The sequence below is a fragment of the Fulvimarina uroteuthidis genome (assembly GCF_034321785.1).
In the GTDB taxonomy this organism is placed as follows: domain Bacteria; phylum Pseudomonadota; class Alphaproteobacteria; order Rhizobiales; family Rhizobiaceae; genus Fulvimarina; species Fulvimarina uroteuthidis.
The window spans coordinates 884486-905039 of record NZ_JAXLPB010000001.1; the positions used below are offsets into that span (position 1 = coordinate 884486).

20 protein-coding genes are annotated in these 20554 nt (G+C 66.3%); 10 read left to right on the plus strand and 10 right to left on the minus strand.

Going from position 1 to position 20554, the window contains the following annotated elements:
- The first annotated feature begins 1 nt into the window (after position 1).
- Both U0C82_RS04100 and U0C82_RS04105 read left to right on the plus strand, forming a co-directional pair.
- Positions 2-1003, plus strand: a complete 1002-nt coding sequence (locus U0C82_RS04100) for a 4-hydroxyproline epimerase (RefSeq protein ID WP_322185780.1) — start codon at positions 2-4, stop codon at positions 1001-1003.
- A gap of 180 nt (positions 1004-1183) precedes the next feature.
- Positions 1184-2242, plus strand: coding sequence for an AI-2E family transporter (locus tag U0C82_RS04105; protein WP_322185781.1), 1059 nt, complete (start codon positions 1184-1186; stop codon positions 2240-2242).
- A gap of 116 nt (positions 2243-2358) precedes the next feature.
- On the opposite strand, the gene U0C82_RS04110 is transcribed toward U0C82_RS04105, so the two are convergent.
- Positions 2359-3477 carry an NADH:flavin oxidoreductase/NADH oxidase gene (locus tag U0C82_RS04110; protein WP_322185782.1) on the minus strand — a complete coding sequence of 373 codons (1119 nt, stop codon included), beginning with the start codon at positions 3475-3477 and terminating at the stop codon, positions 2359-2361.
- A gap of 181 nt (positions 3478-3658) precedes the next feature.
- Positions 3659-4591, minus strand: coding sequence for a LysR family transcriptional regulator (locus tag U0C82_RS04115; protein ID WP_322185783.1), 933 nt, complete (start codon positions 4589-4591; stop codon positions 3659-3661).
- A gap of 552 nt (positions 4592-5143) precedes the next feature.
- Between U0C82_RS04115 and U0C82_RS04120 the strand changes: the two genes are divergently transcribed.
- The 4 genes from U0C82_RS04120 to U0C82_RS04135 all read left to right on the plus strand — a co-directional run bounded on the left by U0C82_RS04120 (position 5144) and on the right by U0C82_RS04135 (position 10765).
- The gene (locus tag U0C82_RS04120; protein WP_322185784.1) at positions 5144-6277 is read left to right on the plus strand and encodes a type III PLP-dependent enzyme; all 1134 of its coding nucleotides are present in this window, start codon (positions 5144-5146) and stop codon (positions 6275-6277) included.
- 146 nt (positions 6278-6423) lie between these two features.
- Positions 6424-7077, plus strand: coding sequence for a GNAT family N-acetyltransferase (locus tag U0C82_RS04125; RefSeq protein WP_322185785.1), 654 nt, complete (start codon positions 6424-6426; stop codon positions 7075-7077).
- A gap of 168 nt (positions 7078-7245) precedes the next feature.
- Entirely contained in the window at positions 7246-9642 is a 2397-nt protein-coding gene (locus U0C82_RS04130; protein WP_322185786.1) for a PAS domain-containing sensor histidine kinase, read from the plus strand.
- Positions 9643-9790: 148 nt separating this feature from the next.
- On the plus strand, positions 9791-10765 hold the full coding sequence (locus tag U0C82_RS04135; RefSeq protein WP_322185787.1) for an SHOCT domain-containing protein: 975 nt from the start codon (positions 9791-9793) through the stop codon (positions 10763-10765).
- 107 nt (positions 10766-10872) lie between these two features.
- Here U0C82_RS04135 and U0C82_RS04140 read toward each other — a convergent pair whose 3' ends face one another.
- The 3 genes from U0C82_RS04140 to U0C82_RS04150 all read right to left on the minus strand — a co-directional run bounded on the left by U0C82_RS04140 (position 10873) and on the right by U0C82_RS04150 (position 15040).
- Positions 10873-12639 carry a DEAD/DEAH box helicase gene (locus U0C82_RS04140; protein WP_322185788.1) on the minus strand — a complete coding sequence of 589 codons (1767 nt, stop codon included), beginning with the start codon at positions 12637-12639 and terminating at the stop codon, positions 10873-10875.
- Between the two features lie 294 nt (positions 12640-12933).
- Complete coding sequence (locus tag U0C82_RS04145; RefSeq protein WP_322185789.1) at positions 12934-13914, minus strand: WD40 repeat domain-containing protein; 981 nt, start codon at positions 13912-13914, stop codon at positions 12934-12936.
- Positions 13915-13918: 4 nt separating this feature from the next.
- On the minus strand, positions 13919-15040 hold the full coding sequence (locus U0C82_RS04150) for a CobW family GTP-binding protein (protein WP_322185790.1): 1122 nt from the start codon (positions 15038-15040) through the stop codon (positions 13919-13921).
- A 196-nt stretch (positions 15041-15236) separates the two neighbouring features.
- Between U0C82_RS04150 and U0C82_RS04155 the strand changes: the two genes are divergently transcribed.
- Positions 15237-15476 (plus strand): BrnT family toxin, encoded by a 240-nt coding sequence (locus tag U0C82_RS04155; protein WP_322185975.1) that lies wholly within the window; start codon positions 15237-15239, stop codon positions 15474-15476.
- Positions 15442-15720 carry a BrnA antitoxin family protein gene (locus U0C82_RS04160; RefSeq protein WP_322185791.1) on the plus strand — a complete coding sequence of 93 codons (279 nt, stop codon included), beginning with the start codon at positions 15442-15444 and terminating at the stop codon, positions 15718-15720. The genes U0C82_RS04155 and U0C82_RS04160 overlap by 35 nt, the downstream gene beginning before the upstream one ends.
- Before the next feature lie 5 nt (positions 15721-15725).
- Here U0C82_RS04160 and U0C82_RS04165 read toward each other — a convergent pair whose 3' ends face one another.
- Positions 15726-15989 carry a hypothetical protein gene (locus U0C82_RS04165; RefSeq protein WP_322185792.1) on the minus strand — a complete coding sequence of 88 codons (264 nt, stop codon included), beginning with the start codon at positions 15987-15989 and terminating at the stop codon, positions 15726-15728.
- Entirely contained in the window at positions 15986-16789 is an 804-nt protein-coding gene (locus U0C82_RS04170; protein WP_322185793.1) for a creatininase family protein, read from the minus strand. The genes U0C82_RS04165 and U0C82_RS04170 overlap by 4 nt, the downstream gene beginning before the upstream one ends.
- A gap of 102 nt (positions 16790-16891) precedes the next feature.
- On the opposite strand from U0C82_RS04170, the gene U0C82_RS04175 reads away from it, so the two are divergent.
- Both U0C82_RS04175 and U0C82_RS04180 read left to right on the plus strand, forming a co-directional pair.
- Entirely contained in the window at positions 16892-17344 is a 453-nt protein-coding gene (locus U0C82_RS04175) for a MarR family winged helix-turn-helix transcriptional regulator (RefSeq protein ID WP_322185794.1), read from the plus strand.
- A 100-nt stretch (positions 17345-17444) separates the two neighbouring features.
- Positions 17445-18482: a LacI family DNA-binding transcriptional regulator gene (locus U0C82_RS04180; protein ID WP_322185795.1), complete on the plus strand. Its 1038-nt coding sequence runs from the start codon at positions 17445-17447 to the stop codon at positions 18480-18482.
- A gap of 1 nt (position 18483) precedes the next feature.
- On the opposite strand, the gene U0C82_RS04185 is transcribed toward U0C82_RS04180, so the two are convergent.
- The 3 genes from U0C82_RS04185 to U0C82_RS04195 all read right to left on the minus strand — a co-directional run bounded on the left by U0C82_RS04185 (position 18484) and on the right by U0C82_RS04195 (position 20481).
- Complete coding sequence (locus U0C82_RS04185; protein ID WP_322185796.1) at positions 18484-19077, minus strand: NADPH-dependent FMN reductase; 594 nt, start codon at positions 19075-19077, stop codon at positions 18484-18486.
- Positions 19074-19694: a class I SAM-dependent methyltransferase gene (locus tag U0C82_RS04190; protein ID WP_322185797.1), complete on the minus strand. Its 621-nt coding sequence runs from the start codon at positions 19692-19694 to the stop codon at positions 19074-19076. The genes U0C82_RS04185 and U0C82_RS04190 overlap by 4 nt, the downstream gene beginning before the upstream one ends.
- 136 nt (positions 19695-19830) lie before the next feature.
- Positions 19831-20481: a class I SAM-dependent methyltransferase gene (locus U0C82_RS04195; protein ID WP_322185798.1), complete on the minus strand. Its 651-nt coding sequence runs from the start codon at positions 20479-20481 to the stop codon at positions 19831-19833.
- Positions 20482-20554: the final 73 nt, after the last annotated feature.

Genomic DNA, 20554 nt, shown 5'->3' on the forward strand with positions numbered 1-20554 from the left:
GATGGCGAGCCACACCTTTTCCTGTCTCGACGGCCACACATGCGGCAATCCCGTGCGGCTGGTCACCGGCGGCGCGCCGTTCCTCAAGGGCGCGACCATGCTGGACAAGCGCGCGCATTTCATCGCGCACTACGACTGGATCCGACAGGGGCTGATGTTCGAGCCGCGCGGCCACGACATGATGTCGGGCTCGATCCTCTATCCGCCGACGCGCGAGGATTGCGATGTCGGCGTTCTCTACATCGAAACCTCGGGCTGCCTGCCCATGTGCGGCCACGGCACCATCGGCACGGTGACCATGGCGATCGAGAACGGGCTCGTCAGTCCGCGCACGCCCGGCCGCCTCGCCCTCGACACGCCGGCCGGCCGGGTCGACATCGTCTATCGGCAGGAGGGCCGGTTCGTGGAAGAGGTCCGGCTCACCAACGTGCCCGGCTTTCTGCACTCGGAAAATCTTGCGGTGGAGGTCGAAGGCCTCGGCGAAATCGTCGTCGATGTCGCCTATGGCGGCAATTTCTACGCCATTGTCGAGCCTCAAAGGAACTTTCGCGATATCGAGGATTTTTCGGCGGGCGACCTCATCGGCCATTCCCCGCGCCTGCGCGCAGCGCTCAACGAACGTTACGAATTCGTTCATCCGCTGCACCCCGAGATCAGGGGCCTCAGCCACATCCTGTGGACCGGCAAGGCGCGTCGCCCGGACGCCGATGCGCGCAACGCGGTCTTCTACGGCGACAAGGCGATCGACCGCAGCCCGTGCGGGACCGGCACCTCGGCGCGGATGGCCCAGCTTGCCGCCAAGGGCAGGCTGAAGGTCGGCGACGCGTTCGTCCACGAATCGATCATCGGCTCGCTGTTCAAGGGCCGCGTCGAGGCCGAGACGATGGTCGGGACACGAGCGGCGATCGTTCCGTCCGTCGCCGGATGGGCACGCCAGACCGGCATCAACACGATCTTCATCGACGACCGGGACCCGTTCGCCCACGGCTTCACCGTTCTCTGACGGGCAATCGTTCGCGGGCACGGCTTGTCGGATGGAAGCAACTTTGCGGCGCGATGGATCGTTGCATCCTCACACGCCCGTCGAAATACGCCGCCGGATCCGCCCCACGGACATCCGCACTGCCCAGGTACGGGCATCATCCGAACGGCGCGCCCTCTATGCCCCGACGATTTGAACTGGATGCCGATGCAAGCCGAATTCATCCGAAACCGTCTTCTGGCGGTGATCGCCATCATCCTGACGATCGCAGCCGTCAAGATCGGCTACCCGGTGCTCATGCCGATCGTCGTCTCCTTCTGCATCATCGCGTCGGCCTGGCCGATCAAGACCTGGGCCGACAGGCTCGGTCCGCCGGCGGTCAGCTATGCGGCGACGATCATCATCCTGATCGCCGGTCTCCTGACCTTCTTCGGCATCACCGCCTACGCGCTCTCGCAGGTGGTGCAGAACTTCGCGGGCCGGGAGGGCGAATTCCGGACGCTGTTCGAGAGCTATTCGCAATGGGCGAGCGAGAACGGCCTGCCAAGCCTGCCCGACGGATCGAGCGCCTTCCAGCGGATCCTGTCCATGATCCGGGCGGTCCTCGGCGATGCCTACAGCGTTCTCAGCTATACGGGCATCGTCGCGGTCATCGTCATCCTGGGATTTCCGGAGGTGCCCAAGCTCGCCCACAAGTTCAGGCATGAATACGAGTTCGAAGACAATCGCGTAATGTCCAGGACCGTCGCGGAAATGGCCGCGAGCCTGCGCCGCTATCTCGCCATGACGACCCTGGCGAGCCTGATCACCGGCGTTGCATCCTTCGCCTGGGCCCTCGTCCTCGGCCTCGATCTGGCGGTGATCTGGGGCATTCTCAACTTTCTCCTGAACTTCATCCCCGTCATCGGCAACATCATCGGCATCCTTCCGCCCACCCTCTACGCCTTCATCCAGTATGGCGGCTGGGTGATGCCGCTCGTCGTCTTCTCCGGATTCGTCGTCCTGCAACTGTTCATCAGCAATTTCGTCTATCCGATGCTGCAGTCGAAGGGCGTATCGATGCCGCCGATCACCATCATCCTCTCGCTCCTGTTCTGGGGATGGATCTGGGGCGTGGCGGGCGGGCTTCTCGCCGTGCCGCTGACGGCGATGATCGTCATCGTCTGCTCGCGTTTCGAGCCGACCCGCAGGTTCGCGATCTTCGTCGGCGGCCATGAGGACGCCGGATCGACGAACAAGGGCGAAGCGCCGCGGGGCTGAACGCCTCTTGCGCCCGCCGTGCGGCGGCAAGGCCGGCGGCGCCGAATGAAACAGGCGTCGGGGCTGGCCGTCGGGGAACGCACGGCGGCGGCGCATTCCCCGCTCGGCGACAGCGTCTATCGCTGGCCGTGGCTGGCGGCGTGGAAGAGCTGGTTCAGCCCGTGCGGCTGGCAGCGGAAATATTGCGGCGGCGCGGTCACGCTCGCCCCGAGTTCGGCCGCGGCATGCCAGGGCCAGCGCGGGTCGTAGAGCATGGCGCGGGCGAGCGCGACCGCGTCGGCCTGACCGGCCTGAAGCACCTGTTCTGCCTGCTGCGCCTCGGTGATGAGACCGACGCCCATGACGGGGATCGAGACGGCCTTCTTCACCGCCTCGGCGAAGTGAACCTGATAGCCGGGTCCGATCGGAATGGACTGGAGCGGCGACACCCCGCCGGACGATATGTGCATCGCCGCGCATCCGCGCGCCTCGAGCGCCTTGGAAAAGGCGATCGTCCCGTCGATGTCCCAGCCGCCCTCGACCCAGTCGCTGGCCGAAACGCGAACCCAGACCGGAACGTCGGCCGGGACCGCCGCCTTCACCGCGTCGAAGACCTCGAGCGGGAAGCGCATCCGGTTCTCCTGCGATCCGCCATAGGCATCATCGCGCCTGTTGGCGATCGGCGAGAGGAACTGGTGCAGGAGATAGCCGTGGGCGGCGTGCAGTTCGATGCCCTGAAGGCCGAGACGGACGCTGCGCCGGGCGGCGGCGACGAAATCGTCGACGACCTTTTTCAGGCCGTCCGCGTCGAGGGCCTCGGGAGCCTCCTCGCCATCGGAATGGGGTACGGCGGACGGGGCGCGCGTGCGCCAGCCCATCGGGTCGGTCGCCGGAATCTGATGGCCCCCGTCCCAGGGCTTCGCACTCGATGCCTTGCGGCCGGCATGGGCGAGCTGAATGGCCAGCGGCATGTCGGAATGGACCCTGACAGCCGCGATGACCTGAGCGAGCGCGGCTTCGTTCTCGTCCGAATAGAGCCCGAGATCCCAGGCGGTGATGCGCGCCTCCGGCGAAACCCCCGTCGCCTCCAGGATCAGCAGGCCCGCGCCCGACAGGCTGAGCGAGCCCAGATGCATCATGTGCCAGTCGCTCGCCGAACCGTTTTCGGCCGAATACTGGCACATGGGCGCGACAACGATGCGGTTGGGCAAGGTGAGAGAGCCGATTTCGAGCGGCTGAAACAATGCGGCGGTCATGGACGGGTCCACTCTCTTTCTAGGTTTGTCGTTTGCCGACGACAGGCGCGGGAGGCGTGAAACTGTCCCCGCGCCGAGCCGGCCCGAACGCAGATGGTTCGCTTGCCTGATAAAAGGAAGGAGAAGCTGTGTCTTCGAACGGTGCCCGGCCCGGTCGAGACCACCCGGCCGGGACCGGGCGTCAGGGCATCGCGCCGTCGGCGTCGCGGGTCAGAACGAGTTCGTTCTTCTTGAACCAGGCGGCCAGATAATCCACGAACAGACGCACGCGGGCCGGCAGGTGGCGGCGGTGGGGGAAGACGGCGTAGATGCCGGCTTCGCTCTCCATGTACTCCGACAGGACGTTGACGAGGCGTCCGGCCTTCACGTCGTCGCGCACGACGAAGGTGGGCGAGAGCGCAAGGCCGAGGCCGGCGATCGCTGCGGCTCGCACGGTCACCGGACTGTTCGCGGTGAACTGGCCGGCGACCTGCACCGGCAGGGACTGGCCGGTGTCGGGATCGCGGAACATCCAGGAGGTGAAGATCCGCGCATTGGAATCGATGACCACCGGATAGTTCGGGATCTGCGAGGGGTGGGTCGGCTTGCCGAGCCGCTTCAGGAGATCGGGGCTTGCGACCACGCTGAAGTCGAGGGAGGCCAGCCGCCGCGCGATCAGGGCGGAATCGGCCAGCCGCGTCATGCGGATCGCGACATCGAAGCCCTCGTTGACGAGATCGACGAAGCCGTCGTCGAGATTGATGTCGAGGCTGATGTCGGGATGCTCCACCGCGAAGTCGACGAGGCTGAGGCCGAGATGGGCGTCGCCGAACGTGCGCGCGGCGCTGACGCGGATGAGGCCCCGGGCCTCGCCGGTGGCTTCCCGCGCCGCCTCGTTGAGCGTCTCGATGTCGCCGAGAAGCTGGCCGGCCCGCGCCATGTAGACTTCGCCGGCCGCCGTCAGCGCCACCTGGCGCGTGGTCCGGTTGATGAGAAGCACCCCGATCTCGTCTTCGAGCTCGCGCACATATTTGGACAGGAGCGCCTTCGAGCGGCCGGTCTTGCGGGCCGCCGCCGAAAAGCCCTCGTTCTCGACGACCGCCATGAAGGCGCGCATTCGCGTCAGGGTGTCCACGACGAATTCCTTCTTGAAGTACGGCCCATTCGCTAAGGTGATTTTGACGGGGAAATCAACCGAATCCCTAAATTTGATGGTAGGCGAAATTTCTCCTTGCGTATGACAACGCGCGTCTCTATTTGCAGTTTTGCCCAATGTCGCACGTGCCCATTGGCGTCCCCCGGTCCTCACGATAGCGAGGATGAACCGGGACGGTACCTGGACGTAACACACCCAGTCGGAATCGCGAGCCGCGCGAATTCCGAGGACGCCTGAAGCAACGACGGTCCGGGCCTTTCTGGTCTCTCCCGGTGTCCAAACCCGGGAATACTGCAGAGGCACACCTTCCTTGCCTGACGTGCGGCGGGTCCAAGCCCTCCAATCCATGGCAGACCGATACCCTGAGCCGGCTCGCATCCTGTGCCGTTTCCGGACCCATCGCGTCGCGCGATCTGCATGAACCGAAAACGGGCGTCTCCGACGCCCCTTGTCGGCAACGCAACATCGCGTCTCGTCCTCGTCGACCCGCCCGGTGAGATCCGGGCCGCCTGGTTTATGGGAGAGCCTACCATGGCCTCACAGCGCATCATCGATTTCCTCGCCGCCAATCCGACCGACGGCCCTTGCCTCGTCGTGGACCTGAACGTGGTCGAGGACAATTTCAACGCCTTCCGCAAGGCGCTGCCCGACTCGTCGATCTTCTACGCCGTCAAGGCGAACCCGGCGCCGGAAGTCCTCAAGCTCCTCGCCTCGCTCGGCTCGAACTTCGACTGCGCCTCGCTCGCGGAAGTGAAGATGGCGCTTGCCGCCGGTGCCGGTCCCGACCGCATCTCGTTCGGCAACACCATCAAGAAAGAGCGTGACGTGGCAGCCGCCCACATGCTCGGCGTTTCGCTGTTCGCCGTCGATTGCGTCGAGGAGGTCGAGAAAATCGGCCGCGCCGCCCCCGGCGCACGCGTGTTCTGCCGCGTCCTCACCAATGGCGAAGGCGCCGAATGGCCACTGTCGCGCAAGTTCGGCTGCGTGCCGGCGATGGCGATCGACGTTTTGACCCATGCCCGCGATCTCGGCCTGCGCGCCACCGGCATCTCGTTCCATGTCGGGTCGCAGCAGACGGACACGAATGCCTGGGACGCGGCCATCGCCGACGCCAAGTTCGTGTTCGAGGCGCTGGAGAAGCGGGGCATCGTGCTGACGCTCGTCAACATGGGCGGCGGCTTCCCGACGCGCTACCTCAAGGACGTTCCGACCGCGCAGGCCTACGGCACCGCGATCTTCCAGAGCCTGAAGAAGCATTTCGGCAACCGTCTGCCCGAGACCATCATCGAGCCGGGCCGCGGCATGGTGGGCGATGCCGGCGTCATCAAGGCCGAGGTCGTGCTCGTCTCGCGCAAGTCGGACACGGACGAGAACCGCTGGGTCTATCTCGACATCGGCAAGTTCGGCGGCCTGGCCGAGACCATGGACGAAGCGATCCGCTACCCGATCCGCACCAAGCGCGACGGTGGCGAGACGGCGCCCTGCGTCCTCGCCGGCCCGACCTGCGATTCGGCCGACGTGCTCTACGAGAAGAAGCCCTATCCGCTGCCGATCGCACTCACGATCGGCGACGAGGTTCTGATCGAAGGCACGGGCGCCTACACCACCACCTACTCGGCCGTCGCCTTCAACGGCTTCGAGCCGCTGGCGTCCTACGTGATCTGATCATGGGGCTTCCGACCGTCATGCTTCGACGACGAAGCGATCTCGACTGACCCGGCGCCTCGGCGCGCCGGGTTCTCGTACCCGCGCGCCATGCCCGTTCCGGGATATGGCTGTCCTTCACCGCCTTGTCCCGATGGGTGGTTGCCATGCTTCACGTTTCTCCGTCCGATCTCGCCGCGTCCTCCATCGAGGCGCTGCGCGTCCTCGTCCCGGCCGCCCTGCCCGCCGCCGGCTACGTCATCACCGCCGAGACTCCGGCCCATGTGCCGGCGCGCGAGGCGCTGCTCGACCGCGCCATGGGGCCGGGACGGGTGCGCAAGTCCTCCGAAGTCATCCGGCGCGGCCGCCTGCCCGCCGATGGCCTCGCCTTTGCGGCCACCGGGCTCGATCAGTCCCTCCTCGGCACGCTTCGCCTCTGGCACGTCGCCGCCGGCACGCGCGACGGCGCACCCGTCGCAGCCTTGCTGCTCGGCCCGCTGGCGATCGAGCCCTCGGCCCAGGGTCTCGGCCTCGGCGGCGCCCTGATGCGGCACGCGGTCGGCGAGGCGAAGCGTCTCGGCCACGGCGCGATCCTCCTCGTCGGCGATCCGGCCTATTATGCCCGGTTCGGTTTTTCCTGCGCGTCGACCGCGCGGCTCGCCATGCCCGGCCCCTTCGAGCAGCACCGGCTGCTGGCGCTCGAACTGAAGGCCGGCGCGCTCAGCGCCGCCGGCGGCCTGATCGTCGGCACGGGTCGGGCGGCAGGTTCGCGCGCCACCCGCGCGCTCCAGCTTTCCCAGCGCGTCGGCGTCGCCGCCTAGGCGGCGTGCACGCAGAGCGGATGCCGTTTTGCGAAAAAGCTTTATCTGTCCGATGTTTCCGTTTGGCTCCCGACCAAATCGCGTTTATGTTCGCCTGGATCGCTGCCTGAAGGGATACAGGCCCTCTCGAGCCGATTTGAGAGGCTCAGGCTGACGGAACAACGGACCATGAGTTTAGCCCAGGACCATCGCCTCGCCTCGCTCCAGGCCGAGAACGAGGATCTGCGCCTGCGGCTGTCGCGCATGGAAGCCGAGCTCGCACGCAGTGCGGATCGGCCGCCGGAAGCCGCGACAGTTTTGCAGAGCCGGCGTACGTCCCCCAAGCGCCATGACGACGTCTATCGGCTGATCGTCGAGAGCGCCGTCGACTATGCCATCATCGCGACCGACCTGAACGGAACGATCACCACCTGGAACGATGCGGCCGAAATGGTGCTCGGCTGGTCGGCGCGCCAGGTCGTCGGGCGCTCCATCGCGACGATCTTCACGCCGCAGGATGTCGAAGCCGACATTCACGGGCTGGAGATGCGGCTGTCCCTCGGCGAGGGAAAGGCGCGGGACGAGCGCTGGCACCTCAAGGCGGACGGCTCGCGCTTCTTCGCCTCGGGCGAGATGATGCCGCTTTACGGGGACGACGAAGAGGCGGTCGGCTATATCAAGATCCTGCGGGACCGCACCCGCGAAATCGAGGCCCAGAAGGAACTCCGGACCAGCCGCGAGCGCCTGCAACTGGCCCTCGACGCCTCCGCGATCGTCGGAACCTTCGACTGGGACCTGGAACGCGGCAAGATCTGGGCCGATGCGCGGTTCGCCTCCGTCTTCGGCATCCCGCCGGACGTCGCCGAAGCGGGCGCGACATTGTCCGCCTTCCTCGACGGGGTCCATCCCGACGACCGCGAGCGCGTGACGGCGGCCATTCGCGAGGCGTCCGAGACCGGCGACCCCCTCGTCCAGGAATATCGGACCATCGATACGGAGGGCCGCGTGCGGTGGGTGTTCACCCGCGGCCGGTGTTTCATGGACGAAGCCGGGCGTCCGGTGCGGTTTCCCGGCGCCGTCGTCGACATCACCTTCGAGAAGGAGCGTGGACTTCGCCAGAGCGCGCTCCTGCGTCTGGGCGACGATCTGCTGAAGGAGATCGGACCGAACGAATATTCGATGAATGCCCTGTCGATCCTCGGCGAGACGCTGGGCGTCGCCCGCGTCGGCTACGCCTCCGTGGAGGCCGACGGCGTCACCGCCCGGATCGTCAACGAATGGACGGCGGACGGCGTCGGCGCCCTGACCGGGCGGTTCGACCTCAACGATTTCGGCAAGTCGTTCTATTCGTCCCTCTCCGGCGGGCTCCTCACCATCGACGACATCGGCAAGCATCCGGTGACGGCCGGCTCGGCCAAGCGCTTCGCAGCCATTTCCATCCGTTCGCTCGTCAACATCACCGTCGTCGAGAACGGCACGGTGCGGATGATCTTCTACGTCCACAACGACAAGCCGCGCGCCTGGTCGCAGGACGATATCGGCTTCATCCGCGAGATCCTGTCGCGCTCGTGGACCTATACGCGGCGCAGACGCGCCGAGCTGGCGCTGGTGGAGACCGAGGCGCGCTTGCGCCTTGCCCATGAGGCCGCGGAGATCGGCACGTTCGACTACGATCTCGTGCAGGGCAAGCTCGTCTGGGACGAGCGCTGCCGGGGCATGTTCGGCATTCTGGGCGATGCGCCCGTCACCTACGAGGGCACCTTCCTGCGCGGCCTTCATCCCGAGGACCGGGATCGGGTCGGCGAAGCCGTCGCCGCGACGCTCGATCCGGACGATCCGGCCGATTTCGACATTTCCTACCGCACCATCGGAATCGACGACAACATCGTCCGCCATATCCATGCGAGCGGGCAGACGCTCGTGGAGAACGGCAAGACCGTCCGCTTCGTCGGCGCCGTGCGCGACGTCACCGAAGAAAAGCTCGCCGAAGAACGCCAGCTTCTCCTGACCGGCGAATTGCAGCACCGGGTCAAGAACACGCTGGCCATGGTGATCGCGATCGCCAACCAGACGCTTCGGCGCGCCGCCAATCCCGAGGACGGCCTCAACGCCTTCTCCGCCCGGATTTCCGCCCTCTCCAAGGCGCATGACATTCTCGTGCAGACGAGCTGGACATCGGCGCCCATGGGCGACGTCGTCGAGCAGTCCCTGATCATGCACCGGCCCGGCCGTGCCCACCGTCTCACCTGGGACGGTCCGCAGATCATGCTGAACGCAAGGCAGGCGCTGGCCCTCTCCCTGGCGCTCCACGAGCTTGCGACGAACGCGACCAAATACGGCGCCCTGTCGAACGACGAAGGCATCGTCGCGATCTGCTGGACGCTGGAGCCGCGCAGCATCGAAGGATTCGCCATGACGTTCCGGTGGCACGAAAGCGGCGGGCCGGTGGTCGTCGCGCCCTCGAAGAAGGGCTTCGGCTCCCGCCTCATCCAGCAATCGCTCAGCGCCGAATTCAACGGCGTCCTGACCTTGAACTACGGCGCCGACGGCTTCACATGCGCCATGGAAGCCGTCCTCGACACCTGATATACCGGACACTGGCGGCCGAGACGCCGCAGATGTGGCGGCAGGGCGCCCGAATTGCCTGCGCCTGACGCCGACCGGATGCCTTGCACGAGGGCGCACACCGTCAAGCGCCGCATTCCCCTCTCGAACATGACAGGATCCCGACCCCATGACCGACGCCAAGGAGATCGCAGGCATCGCGTCCGAGACCGGCTTTTCCGAGGACGCCGTGCGCGCGATGACGGACGCCCTGCGCGCCGGTAACGGCACGATGGCGCAGTTCAACCATTCGGAGTTCGGCGGGTTCGGCCAATGGTCGGCAGGCGGCATGCTGATGATCGGCGACATGTTCAACAATCAGTTGAAGAGCCGCGTCGCAACGCTCGCCGACAGGGTCTCCGGCGCATTGTCCCGAGGCGACCTGCCGATGCGCTCGCCCGCGCCCGCAGGCACGGGCTTCGGCTCGTCCGGTCAGTGGTGGCCGGACAATCTCGGCCAACCCTCGTCGAGCGGCGCCCAGAACGGCGTGCGCTACGCCGTCTTTCCGGCAACCTCGCGCCTCGCCATCGAGAGCGGTGGCAGACTGACGGTCCACGACACCGGCGAGCACCGCATCGGCGGCGTGTCGCAGCAACAGCGCAGTGGATCGTCGCTGCGTTTTTCGAGCCAGCTCGGTTCGGTCGAAGCCCGCGATCTCCCTGTCGTCGACGGCGGCGACGGCAACGAGCGAACCGCTCAAGGTCACGAGGATCGGCGGGCGATGGGCGGCGAGGACGACCGATCCGGCGAGCGCCGACCGCCCGCGCCCTCGTCCGACCCGTCGAGGTCGCAAGCCGCGTCCTTTGCGGCCGACGACCGCAGCCCCGCATCCTTCGGCGCGGGCCAGCCGGACATCAGGAGCGAGGTTCTGACATCGGCCATGAACGCGGCCAGCGAGAGTGCCCCGCTCTCGTCGCAAAGGGCCGTGCCCGAGCGGTCCGGCATGCCCCGGACCTCTGGCGTTGAAGGGGCGGGCGGCGGATCGCACAGGCCGGCCGGCGACCCGATGCAGCTCCTGCGCGGCCTTGCCGAACTCAGGAGCGAAGGCATCCTCACCGAAGAGGAATTCGCAGCGAAGAAGGCCGAACTGCTCGCCAGACTCTAGGAGCATCGGCCCGAAGATCGGGATCGATTTTCGCAGATCCTGGCGCTTGACATCCATGAGATAGCCAAAGCGCCGCGCGTCCGGATAGACGCACGGTGCTCCAGGGATCAGTCCCGGCCGGGCTTGGCCTTGGGGCGGCGCGGCTTGTGACGCGAGGGGCCGCCGGCGCCATGTTCCGGCTTGTTGAACTTCGGCTTGCCGCCAGGCTTGCCGTCCCGCGGACCTGCACGGTCGCCGCCGCCTGTCGGCGCTCCGTCCGCGAGCGTGATCGTGATGTCGTCTCCCTCGCTCACCTCCGCCTCCTTTGCGAAGCGCTTGGCGACGCTGTCGGCGATCTCGAACTTGGTCTCGCGATCGAAGATCTTGATCGAGCCGATCTCCTGGCGCGTGATCTTCCCGCGGCGGCACAGAAGCGGCAGGATCCATTTCGGATCGGCATTGTTCTTGCGGCCGACATCCATGCGGAACCAGGTGCTCGGCCCGTCGCGGTCGTGCTTCTTGGGCCCGCGTTCCTCGCGTCCCTCGCGTCCGCCCTGATGCGCCGCCTTGGCGTCGCGGCCGAAATTCGGATCGAACACGTCTTCGGGCGACGGCAGCCGGGCGCGCCACTGGCGCACCAGCGTGGCGGCGAGAACCTCCGGCGAATGGGCCTCGAGAAGCCGGGCGGCGGTGGCCGCATCGTCCTCCGTCGGCTCTTCGGAAAAGATCGGGTCGGCCAAAAGCCGCGCTTCGTCGGCCTTGCGGATCTCGTCGGCCGAGGGCGCCGCGCCCCAGGTGGCCGTGATGCGCGCTTCGGCAAGAAGGCGTTCGGCCTTGCGGCGACGCGAGATCGGCACGAGAAGCACCGAAACGCCCTTGCGCCCGGCCCGGCCGGTACGGCCCGAACGGTGCTGCAGGGTCTCGGCGTCGCTCGGCAGGTCGGCATGGATGACGAGGCCGAGGCTCGGAAGATCGAGACCGCGCGCGGCGACATCCGTCGCCACGCAGACGCGGGCACGCCCATCGCGCAGAGCCTGGATCGCCTGGTTTCGTTCGGACTGGCCGAGTTCTCCCGACAGGGTCACGGCGGAAAAGCCGCGCTCAGCCAGTGCAGAGGACAGGTGCCGCACGGTCTCGCGCGTGTTGCAGAACACGATCGCGCTCGGTGTCTCGGCCTGGCGCAGGACGTTGGTCACCGCATGCTCGACCTCGTTGGGCGCGATGCGAACGGCGCGATATTCGATGTCGACATGGCCGCTCGTGCCCTTGGCGATCTCGATGCGGTGCCCGTCCTGCTGATAGCGCTTGGTCATCTGCACGATGGGGCGCGGCAGGGTGGCCGAGAACAGCAGCGTGCGGCGCGAGGCCGGCGTCGCCTGGAGCAGGAACTCCAGATCCTCGCGGAAGCCGAGATTCAGCATCTCGTCGGCCTCGTCGAGGACGAGGACCTTGAGCGCGCCGATCTGCAGCGCGCCGCGCGTCAGGTGATCGCGCAGGCGGCCCGGCGTGCCGACGACGATGTGTACGCCCTGGGCGAGGCGTCGGCGCTCGGCACGTGGGTCCATGCCGCCGACAAGGGTCGCGAGCTTCGCGCCGGCCTTGGCATAGAGCCAGGTGAGTTCGTTCGTGACCTGCATGGCAAGCTCGCGGGTCGGCGCGACGATCAGCGCCATCGGGTCGCCGGCCTCGTCGAAACGTTCGGCGTCGCCGAGAAGGGTCGGCGCCATGGCGATACCGTAGGCGACGGTCTTGCCGGAGCCGGTCTGGGCGGAGACGAGCAGATCGCGGCCGGCGGCCTTGTCTTCGAGAACGGCGCTCTGGACGTCGGTGAGGTCGGAATAGCCGCGCTCGGTGAGGGCAGCCGAGAGCGGCGCGCTCATGATTGGCAGTGACATGGTATGTCCTTGGGTAGGCAGGATGGATGCCTCGTTCACGGCGTGCGATTGTTCGCGTCACCCAAGGCTTCAAAAAGCGCGGTATGGCACATCCCGCGCCCTGCCTCAATGACATGGCGGGCCTGTCTGCGTCTACGGGGCCTCTTTCACCCCGAAAATCGGCAATTCGGCTTCAGTTCGCACCGATCGGCATCGTTCCGCCATCGGCGCGTCAGGTCGGGATGGGCCCCGCCGGCTCGCGCCTCGTCGGGCAAGATGCGCCCGGACGATCCCGGCGAGCGCCGGAAACCGGGCTCAGCCGGCAATGTCGACGAGGCCGGCTTCTCCCGCTTCCGACCCGAACGCCAGACGTCGCCCCGCCTTGTCCCAGGCCAGCGTCCGAACCGGCGCGGTTCCGCCGCGCCGCAGCAGCGCTTCCTTGGAATCCTGGAAGCGCACGGCGAGGATCATCCCGTCCTGATAGCCGATGGCCAGCATGTCCTCGGCCGGATGGCAGGCGACGCTCGTCACCATCGTATCGCCGCGGGTGCCGAGTTCGAGCGGCGCCTTTCCCATCGGACCGTCCTTGCCCGAGAACGGCCAGAGGATGGCGGCGGGAGCGCCGCTGGTGGCCAGGAACCGGTTCTTGGCGGACCATGACCAATCCTTCACCTTCGCCGGATAGCCGGTCATGCGCATGTGCTTGCCGTCCGACAGCCGCCAGCCATGCAGGGCGTTCTCCTGCATGGTGGTGACGAGGAACCTGCCGTCCGGCGAGAAAGTGACGCCGATATGGGCGCCCTTCCATTCCATGAAGATCGGCTCGGCGTCGGTCGCGGGAAAGTAGAGCGAAGCGCCGTCATAGCGGGCAACGGCCGCGCGCAGCCCCTTCGGCGCGAACGCGATGCCCTCGACGGTGCGCGAAAAGACCTCCTCGCGAACCGTGCCGTCCGTCATCCGCGTATAGGCGGTGCGGCCCGATCCGAACCCCACGACGTCGTTCGGTCCGCCGGCGACGGTGCTGACCCATTTGCGACCGATCGAGGCGATTTCCGTCACCCTGCCCTGCCCGTCGATCGCCATCACCTTGCCGTCCTCGCCGCCGGTGAGGAGACGGTTGGCAAAGCGATCGAGGGAGGCGGTCAGAAGCCCGCCATCATGGGCGGTCAGAACGCTTCCCGCCCCGCTGAGAGGCATGTGCACGGTTCCGTCGGCAAGGGCGAAGAGGGGCGCATCGTCCAGAAAGACCGCGCGCTCGACGAATTCGCCGAGATCGTAAGGGGCAATGGACGGCATCGCGTTATCTCGACGCCTCGCTATTCGAGGCGGCGCAGGCGGCGAATCCGGCCTCCAGCGCGGCCCGGTCGAGATTGCGGCCGATGAACACGAGACGGCTTTCCCGCTTCTCGTCGTCGCGCCAGGCCCGCTGGTGGTCGCCCTCGATGATCATGTGGACACCCTGCACGACGTAGCGGTCGGGATCGTTCGCGATGGCGATGATGCCCTTCAGGCGCAGGATGTTCGGCCCCTGCTCCTGGGTCAGGGCCTGGATCCAGGGAAAGAACGCCTTCTGGTCGATTTCGCCGGCCCGCAGCGAGATCGACGTCACGGTCACGTCGTGGATCGCGGACGCTCCGCCATGGGCATGGCCGTGATCATGGTGACCATGGTCGTGATGGTCGTGCCCGTGCCCGTGCCCGTGGTCATGGTCATGGTCACAATCGGGGCCGCAGACATGCTCGTCATGGGCCTGCGCGGCCTCTTCGAGGAAGGCCGGATCGGAATCGAGAACGCGCTTCAGGTCGAAAGCCTTCCGGCCGAGAACCTTGTCGAGGTCGATCTCGGCGCGCATCGTCCTGTGGATCACCGCATGGGGATTGATCGCCCGGATGGTCGCCTCGACCTTGGCCAGCTCGTCCGCCGACACGAGATCGGTCTTGTTGAGAAGGACGACGTCGGCGAACGCGATCTGGTCTTCGGCCTCGCGGGAATCCTTGAGCCGCAGCGGCAGGTGCTTGGCATCGACGAGCGCCACCACCGCGTCGAGCTCGGTCTTGGCGCGCACGTCTTCGTCCATGAAGAAGGTCTGGGCGACCGGCACGGGATCGGCAAGGCCCGTCGTCTCCACGAGGATCGCGTCGAAGCGGCCCTTGCGGCGCATCAACCCCTCGACCACCCGCACGAGATCGCCGCGCACCGTGCAGCACACGCAGCCATTGTTCATCTCGTAGATCTCCTCGTCGCTCTCGACGATGAGGTCGTTGTCGATGCCGATCTCGCCGAACTCGTTGACGATGACGGCATATTTGCGCCCGTGATCCTCCGACAGAATCCGGTTGAGGAGCGTCGTCTTGCCCGAACCGAGATAGCCGGTGAGCACGGTGACGGGGATCGGGGCGGTCTTGGGGGCGGTTTGCGACATGGAATTCCAGGGCTCCTTCGTCTGTCGCGCCGGATATAGGCGGGATGGCACGAGAATGCACGAGGCTTGTGTCGGATTGCGGACGGCGTATATACAGTTGAGATCGATCTACCGCGAAATCTTTGACGATGCGTGACTGACAGAGGAAGCCGGACATTCGCGGATGGAATTCGAATGGGACGAAACCAAACGCGAGATGGTTCGCAGGCAGCGAAACGTCGATATCGTTCGCGCGGCCAGGATCTTCGAAAACCCTGTCCTCCAGAGCGCGGATCGCCGCGAGGATTATGGGGAGGACAGGTTCATCGCGATCGGGTTCGTCGACAACGAATTTTACGTCGTCGTATGGACGCCTCGCGGTGACCGCAGGCGTCTGATCACAGCATGGAAAGCAGGTTCCGATGAGCGAAGAGCGTATCGTAAGCGCCACCCTTGACGAAATCGTCGAAATGGATCGGCGTGGAGAACTTCACCACAATCCCGACGCCCCCGACGGTCCGAGCCTCGGGGCCGATTTCTGGCGGAATGCGGAAATCGTCTATCCCGAGCCGAAGACGCCGATCTCGATCCGGGTGGACGAGGACGTGCTCGCCTTCTTCAAGAAGGACGGGCCCGGCTACCAGACCCGCATGAACGCCGTCCTGCGCAGCCATGTCGAGGCCGCGCGCAAGGCGGGCTGAGGGTCTCAGGCCAGATGCCGCGCAAGCTCGACCAGCGCGGCCTCGTCGGCGGGGCCCAGGCGGCGGCGCTTGCGGGCAAGCCCGATATAGGCCTCGACGATCTCGCTTTGCTCGTCCTTGAGCGCCACCCGGTCGCCGGCGCCGCCGAGGCGGTTCGCGATCGCCATCAGGTCGGATCGGATCTGCGGATAGATGTTCGGCTGATCGAGCGCGGAGGCGACGAGCCTGCGCGCGGTCTCGATCGCAGGCTTTCCGACGATCGTCTTCATGGCGCGGACGCATCCGAAGGGGGAAGATCGAACGCCGCGACGTCCCGGATGAAGCCGATGAACGCGTCCGCCTGATGGGCGGCGATGGCCGCGCCGATCTCGCGGGTGGCGAGCCTCGCGTCGCCGACGACGCCGCACGGGTTGAGATCGTCCGACATCCAGCCGAAGCCGTGACGGCCATGGGCGGTGAGGTAGCGATTGTCCCCGCGCATCCGCGTCTGGCGGGACGGAAAATCGGCGATCTTATCCCCGCGCACGAGATCGGGCCTGAAATGCAGCATGAGGCTCGTCTCCACCGCGCCGCCATGAATGCCGTCGAGGATCTCGTCGGAAGGCAGGAGCCCGGCGGGATAGCCGAACCGCAGCCAGGCGGAGGTCGCGGCGAGAAGGCCGAGCCGGGCCCTCAGATCCACCGATACCTGTGCCATCGTCGGCGAATTGCCCCCATGGGCGTTGACCAGCGCGATCTTCGTGAAGCCGGCCTTGCGGAGGCTTGTGCCGATCGCGAGGACCGTCTCTCCCATCGTCCGCCAGCCAAGGTCGATCGTGCCGGGGAAATGCGTGTGCTCGCTCGAGACGCCGAAGCTCTGGACGGGCAGGAACAGGCCCGGCCAGTCCGCATTGGCCCGCGACGCGACGAGATCGACCATCGCCTTTGCGAGGATCGCGTCGGTGCCGAGCGGAAGATGCGGGCCGTGGCTCTCGATGGCGGCCAGCGGCAGGATCGGAACGATGTGGCAGAGTCGTTCGCGCGCGGCCCGAAGCTCGTCGGTCGTCCAGTCCTCGAAAAAGCGCTGCATCACGGATCCGTTTTCGTTGGATTCCCACCGAACACGAGCGCGCCGCCTTGGACAAGAGGCCTTGGCTCCCGCATGGTGTCGCGGACAGGAGAGGAATATGGAATGCTACGTGACAAGCGCGATCTGATCGGACAACTGACCCTGACATCGCGCGCCGTGCGCGTCGAAAGCGGACGGGAACTGGCCGCACTCGGCCTCCATGCCGGACAGGACACGGTTCTTTCGGCGATCTGCGAGTCGGAAGGCATTTCGTTGAAGGATCTGGCGGTCAAGCTCGGCGTGCGCCCCCCCACCGTCACCAAGACGATCGCGCGGCTCGGCGCCCAGGGCTTCGTCGAAAAGCGCGCATCCCCCGACAATACGCGCCAGAGTCTCGCTTATCTGACGGTCGAGGGCCGGATGGTCGCCAGGGAGCTGAAGGCCGTGCGCAAGAAGATTCGCAAGATCGGCCAGGACGGCCTTTCGAAGGACGAGCAGAAATTGCTCGTCAAACTTCTACGCAAAGTCGAAGGCAATTTCGGTGGCGCCACGAAAGGCGAGGAAAACACGGCCTGACCGGCCGGCCGCGCGGCCACCGGGCGCGCTTTTCTTTGCGCTTTTCACCGGCTTTTGCCATAGATCGTCGGACGAAGTGACGAACGCGTGACGAGGGCCGGTGGCGCAGAAGGTCAAACTATCGACGATCGCCGACGAACTCGGCGTCTCCACGGCAACCGTGTCGCTTGCATTGCGGGACAGCCCGCTGGTGGCCGACGTCACGCGGAACCGGATCAAGGAGACCGCCCGGGATCTGGGCTACATCTACAATCGTCGCGCCGCGTCCCTGCGCACCTCGCGCTCCGGCATCGTCGGGGTGTGCGTCCACGACGTGATGAACCCGTTCTACGGCGAGATTCTGAAATATGTCGAGCACGAACTCGACCGCCGACGCCAGACCTTCATCCTGTCGAACCATTATGACGACCTGTCCAAGCAACGCGCCTTCGTCGACACGCTCCTTCAGCTGGGCGCGGACGGGCTGATCCTCTCGCCGGCCGTCGGCACGCCTGCGGCCGACATCAAGCTGGCCGAGGGCAACGACCTGCCGACCGTCCTCATCGCGCGCACCATCGAGGGCGCCGGTGTTTGCGGCTTTCGTGGCGACGACGCGTTCGGCATGGCCCTTGCCGTCGATCACCTGATCGGCGAGGGCCATCGCGAGATCGCCATGGTGGGGGGCACGCCCCAGACCTCGACGGGCCAGGATCGCGAGGCCGGATGGCGGACCGCCCTCCTGAAGGCGGGCATCGAGCCACGGCCCGAATGGCGCATCGAAGGGCCGCGCAGCCGCGACGCCGGCTTCCAGGCCGCGCTCGGTTTCGCAAGGCTCGAACGGCGCCCGACGGCGGCCGTCTGCTTTTCCGACCTCGTGGCGCTCGGATTCATGTACGGGCTGGCCCGCGCGGGCCTCACGCCCGGCGTCGACGTCGCCGTCGTCGGCTACGACGATATCGAGGAGGCGGAGATCGCCACGCCGTCCCTGTCGACGGTTTCCAATGGTCAGGCCGAAGTCGGCCATCGCGCGGCCGGGGCCCTCCTCGACCGGCTTTCGGGAAATCCGGCGAGCGACGAGACGGTGCTCATCAAGCCGGTCCTGCGCATGCGCGACTCCAGCCATTTCGCCGGCCGGCTCCCTCTAGGAACGAGCGGATAGCTCAGTCCCGTTCGAGCGTGCGCGCCAGGCTGCGCGACACGTCGATCAGGCTTTCCAGCAACGCGTCGAAGCGCATGCGGACGCTGTCTTCGGCAAGCCCCGTCTCGTCGTCGAACGCCTTGCCCGCATTGGGGACGGCGCATTGGGAGGTGATCACCTCCGCACCGACGGACCGCATCACCGGGCGCCATGCCTCCAGACCCTTCATGCCGCCGCCCGAACCGGGCGAGACCGAGGCCAGACCCACGACAAGCCCCTTGAACGGCTGGACCGGACGATCGCCGAGCCGGCGCACGCGACTTGCCCAGTCGATGGCGTTCTTCAGGAGCGGCGGCACCGAGGAATTATATTCCGGCGATACGATCAGAAGCCCGTCCTGCCGGTTGATCTGTTCGGCCAGTTTCATGGCGTTGACCGGGATGCCGCGCTCGACCTCGTCGTCGCCGTCGTACAATGGCAGGGGATAGTCGACGAGATCGATGAGCGTCAGATGGACGTCGGTCTTGCCGAGGCGGCGCGCCGCTTCCATGGCAAGCTTCTTGTTCACCGAACCGGTTCTCGTCGAGCCCGCGACGATGGCGATCTTGGGATTCACGCGTCGATCTCCGAAAATGCCAGATCGCGCTCGTAGATCCAGACCCGAGCCGGCGGAATATTGTCCCAGATGAAATCGCTCGAGGAGACCGAGAAGACCCCCGGCACCGCCGGCACGGGCGGCTTCCACATGTAGGAGAGCTGGGTGATGTTGCCGCCCGATCTCAGGCGCGAGAAATAGTCCCGGAACAGGTTCTGGCGCCAGGACGCCTTCTGCGAGACGATCGGAATGGCGAACAGGATGGCGGCGAACGTCTCGTTCCGGCGCTCGCCCAGCGTCTTGTCGAGATCGAAGCCATCGCCCTGAATGACGTTGATTTCCGGAAAGCGCTGCTTCAGCGCGTCGGCGAAATTCTCGCTATATTCGATGGAGGTGATGCGGGACGGATCGACCCCCTTTTCGAGGAGGGCGCGCGTGACGGCTCCAAGGCCGGGCCCGAGTTCGAGGATCGGCCCTTCGATGGCGACGCTGGATTTCTCGACCATGGTCCTGCAATAGGACCGGCTCGACGGCGCCACCGCGCCCATCGCGATCGGGTGGCGTATCCAATTGGCGAAGAACGGTCCGAAGTCCCCGTTCCTCCCGTCGCGCGCCAGGATTTTCGAATTGTCCGTCATAAGACCTCGTCGGCTTACCAGAATGCGGGAGCGTCCATCAGGGAAAGAGGGGGCGCTCGTCCTCCCCCTAGGTTTTAGCTGCGATGCAGCATAGGGCAAGGGAGGGCGGACGGCCCGACCGTTCGAAGGCCCGCCGTCAGCCGGCGCGATAGACGATGACGCGGGCCGGCGGCAGGTTGCGCTTCACCCAGGGGCTCGTCTCGACCTGCGCATCGATGGCCTCGGGCCTCACCGGAAGCTTCAGGGAGTAGGAGAACTGGATGAAGGGCGCTCCCTCTTCCATCACGCTCAAGGGATGCCGCACGACTTCCTCGCGCATCGCGTCCGGCTTGGTGAGAAGCGGCAGGCCCGAAACCACCGCTTCGAGGCGGCGCTGGCCGAGGATGGAGCCGAGATCGGCCGCGATCGCGTAGGCATCACCCTGCACGATGGTGGCGTTCGGAAACCGCGCCCGCAGCAGCCCGCAGAACTCTTCGGAAAACTCCACGAGGACGAGCGCGCTTTCGGGCACCCCCCGTTCGATCAGGCATTGCGTCACGACGCCCGTGCCGGGTCCGAGCTCCAGAACGACCGACCGATCGTCGAACTCCTCCGGGTCCGGAAGGTAGGCCGCCATCGTCTGACCGAGCAGGCGGGACGATGGAGAGACGGCGCCCATGGTCAGCGGACTGCGCAGCCATGTGGAGAAGAACCGTGCCTCGTCGCCGATCGTCATCCGTGGCCTGGGCGTCTTCGTCTTGGGCACGAGCTGCGCGACCGAGGGTGAAAGCGGCTCCAGAAGCGACATTGGGCACATATCCTGTCCGATGCGGTCCACAGGAACATCCGCCCTGCACTCGTCGACGTTCATATAGACATTG

Coding starts and splice junctions, on each gene's coding strand:
- U0C82_RS04160 (WP_322185791.1), top strand. CDS start 15,442: ATGAGCGAAGAGCGTATCGTAAGCGCCACCCTTGACGAAATCGTCGAA.
- U0C82_RS04135 (WP_322185787.1), top strand. CDS start 9,791: ATGACCGACGCCAAGGAGATCGCAGGCATCGCGTCCGAGACCGGCTTT.
- U0C82_RS04125 (WP_322185785.1), top strand. CDS start 6,424: ATGCTTCACGTTTCTCCGTCCGATCTCGCCGCGTCCTCCATCGAGGCG.
- U0C82_RS04190 (WP_322185797.1), bottom strand. CDS start 19,694: ATGACGGACAATTCGAAAATCCTGGCGCGCGACGGGAGGAACGGGGAC.
- U0C82_RS04110 (WP_322185782.1), bottom strand. CDS start 3,477: ATGACCGCCGCATTGTTTCAGCCGCTCGAAATCGGCTCTCTCACCTTG.
- U0C82_RS04170 (WP_322185793.1), bottom strand. CDS start 16,789: ATGCAGCGCTTTTTCGAGGACTGGACGACCGACGAGCTTCGGGCCGCG.
- U0C82_RS04175 (WP_322185794.1), top strand. CDS start 16,892: ATGCTACGTGACAAGCGCGATCTGATCGGACAACTGACCCTGACATCG.
- U0C82_RS04100 (WP_322185780.1), top strand. CDS start 2: ATGGCGAGCCACACCTTTTCCTGTCTCGACGGCCACACATGCGGCAAT.
- U0C82_RS04165 (WP_322185792.1), bottom strand. CDS start 15,989: ATGAAGACGATCGTCGGAAAGCCTGCGATCGAGACCGCGCGCAGGCTC.
- U0C82_RS04105 (WP_322185781.1), top strand. CDS start 1,184: ATGCCGATGCAAGCCGAATTCATCCGAAACCGTCTTCTGGCGGTGATC.
- U0C82_RS04150 (WP_322185790.1), bottom strand. CDS start 15,040: ATGTCGCAAACCGCCCCCAAGACCGCCCCGATCCCCGTCACCGTGCTC.
- U0C82_RS04195 (WP_322185798.1), bottom strand. CDS start 20,481: ATGTCGCTTCTGGAGCCGCTTTCACCCTCGGTCGCGCAGCTCGTGCCC.
- U0C82_RS04140 (WP_322185788.1), bottom strand. CDS start 12,639: ATGTCACTGCCAATCATGAGCGCGCCGCTCTCGGCTGCCCTCACCGAG.
- U0C82_RS04155 (WP_322185975.1), top strand. CDS start 15,237: ATGGTTCGCAGGCAGCGAAACGTCGATATCGTTCGCGCGGCCAGGATC.
- U0C82_RS04130 (WP_322185786.1), top strand. CDS start 7,246: ATGAGTTTAGCCCAGGACCATCGCCTCGCCTCGCTCCAGGCCGAGAAC.
- U0C82_RS04145 (WP_322185789.1), bottom strand. CDS start 13,914: ATGCCGTCCATTGCCCCTTACGATCTCGGCGAATTCGTCGAGCGCGCG.
- U0C82_RS04120 (WP_322185784.1), top strand. CDS start 5,144: ATGGCCTCACAGCGCATCATCGATTTCCTCGCCGCCAATCCGACCGAC.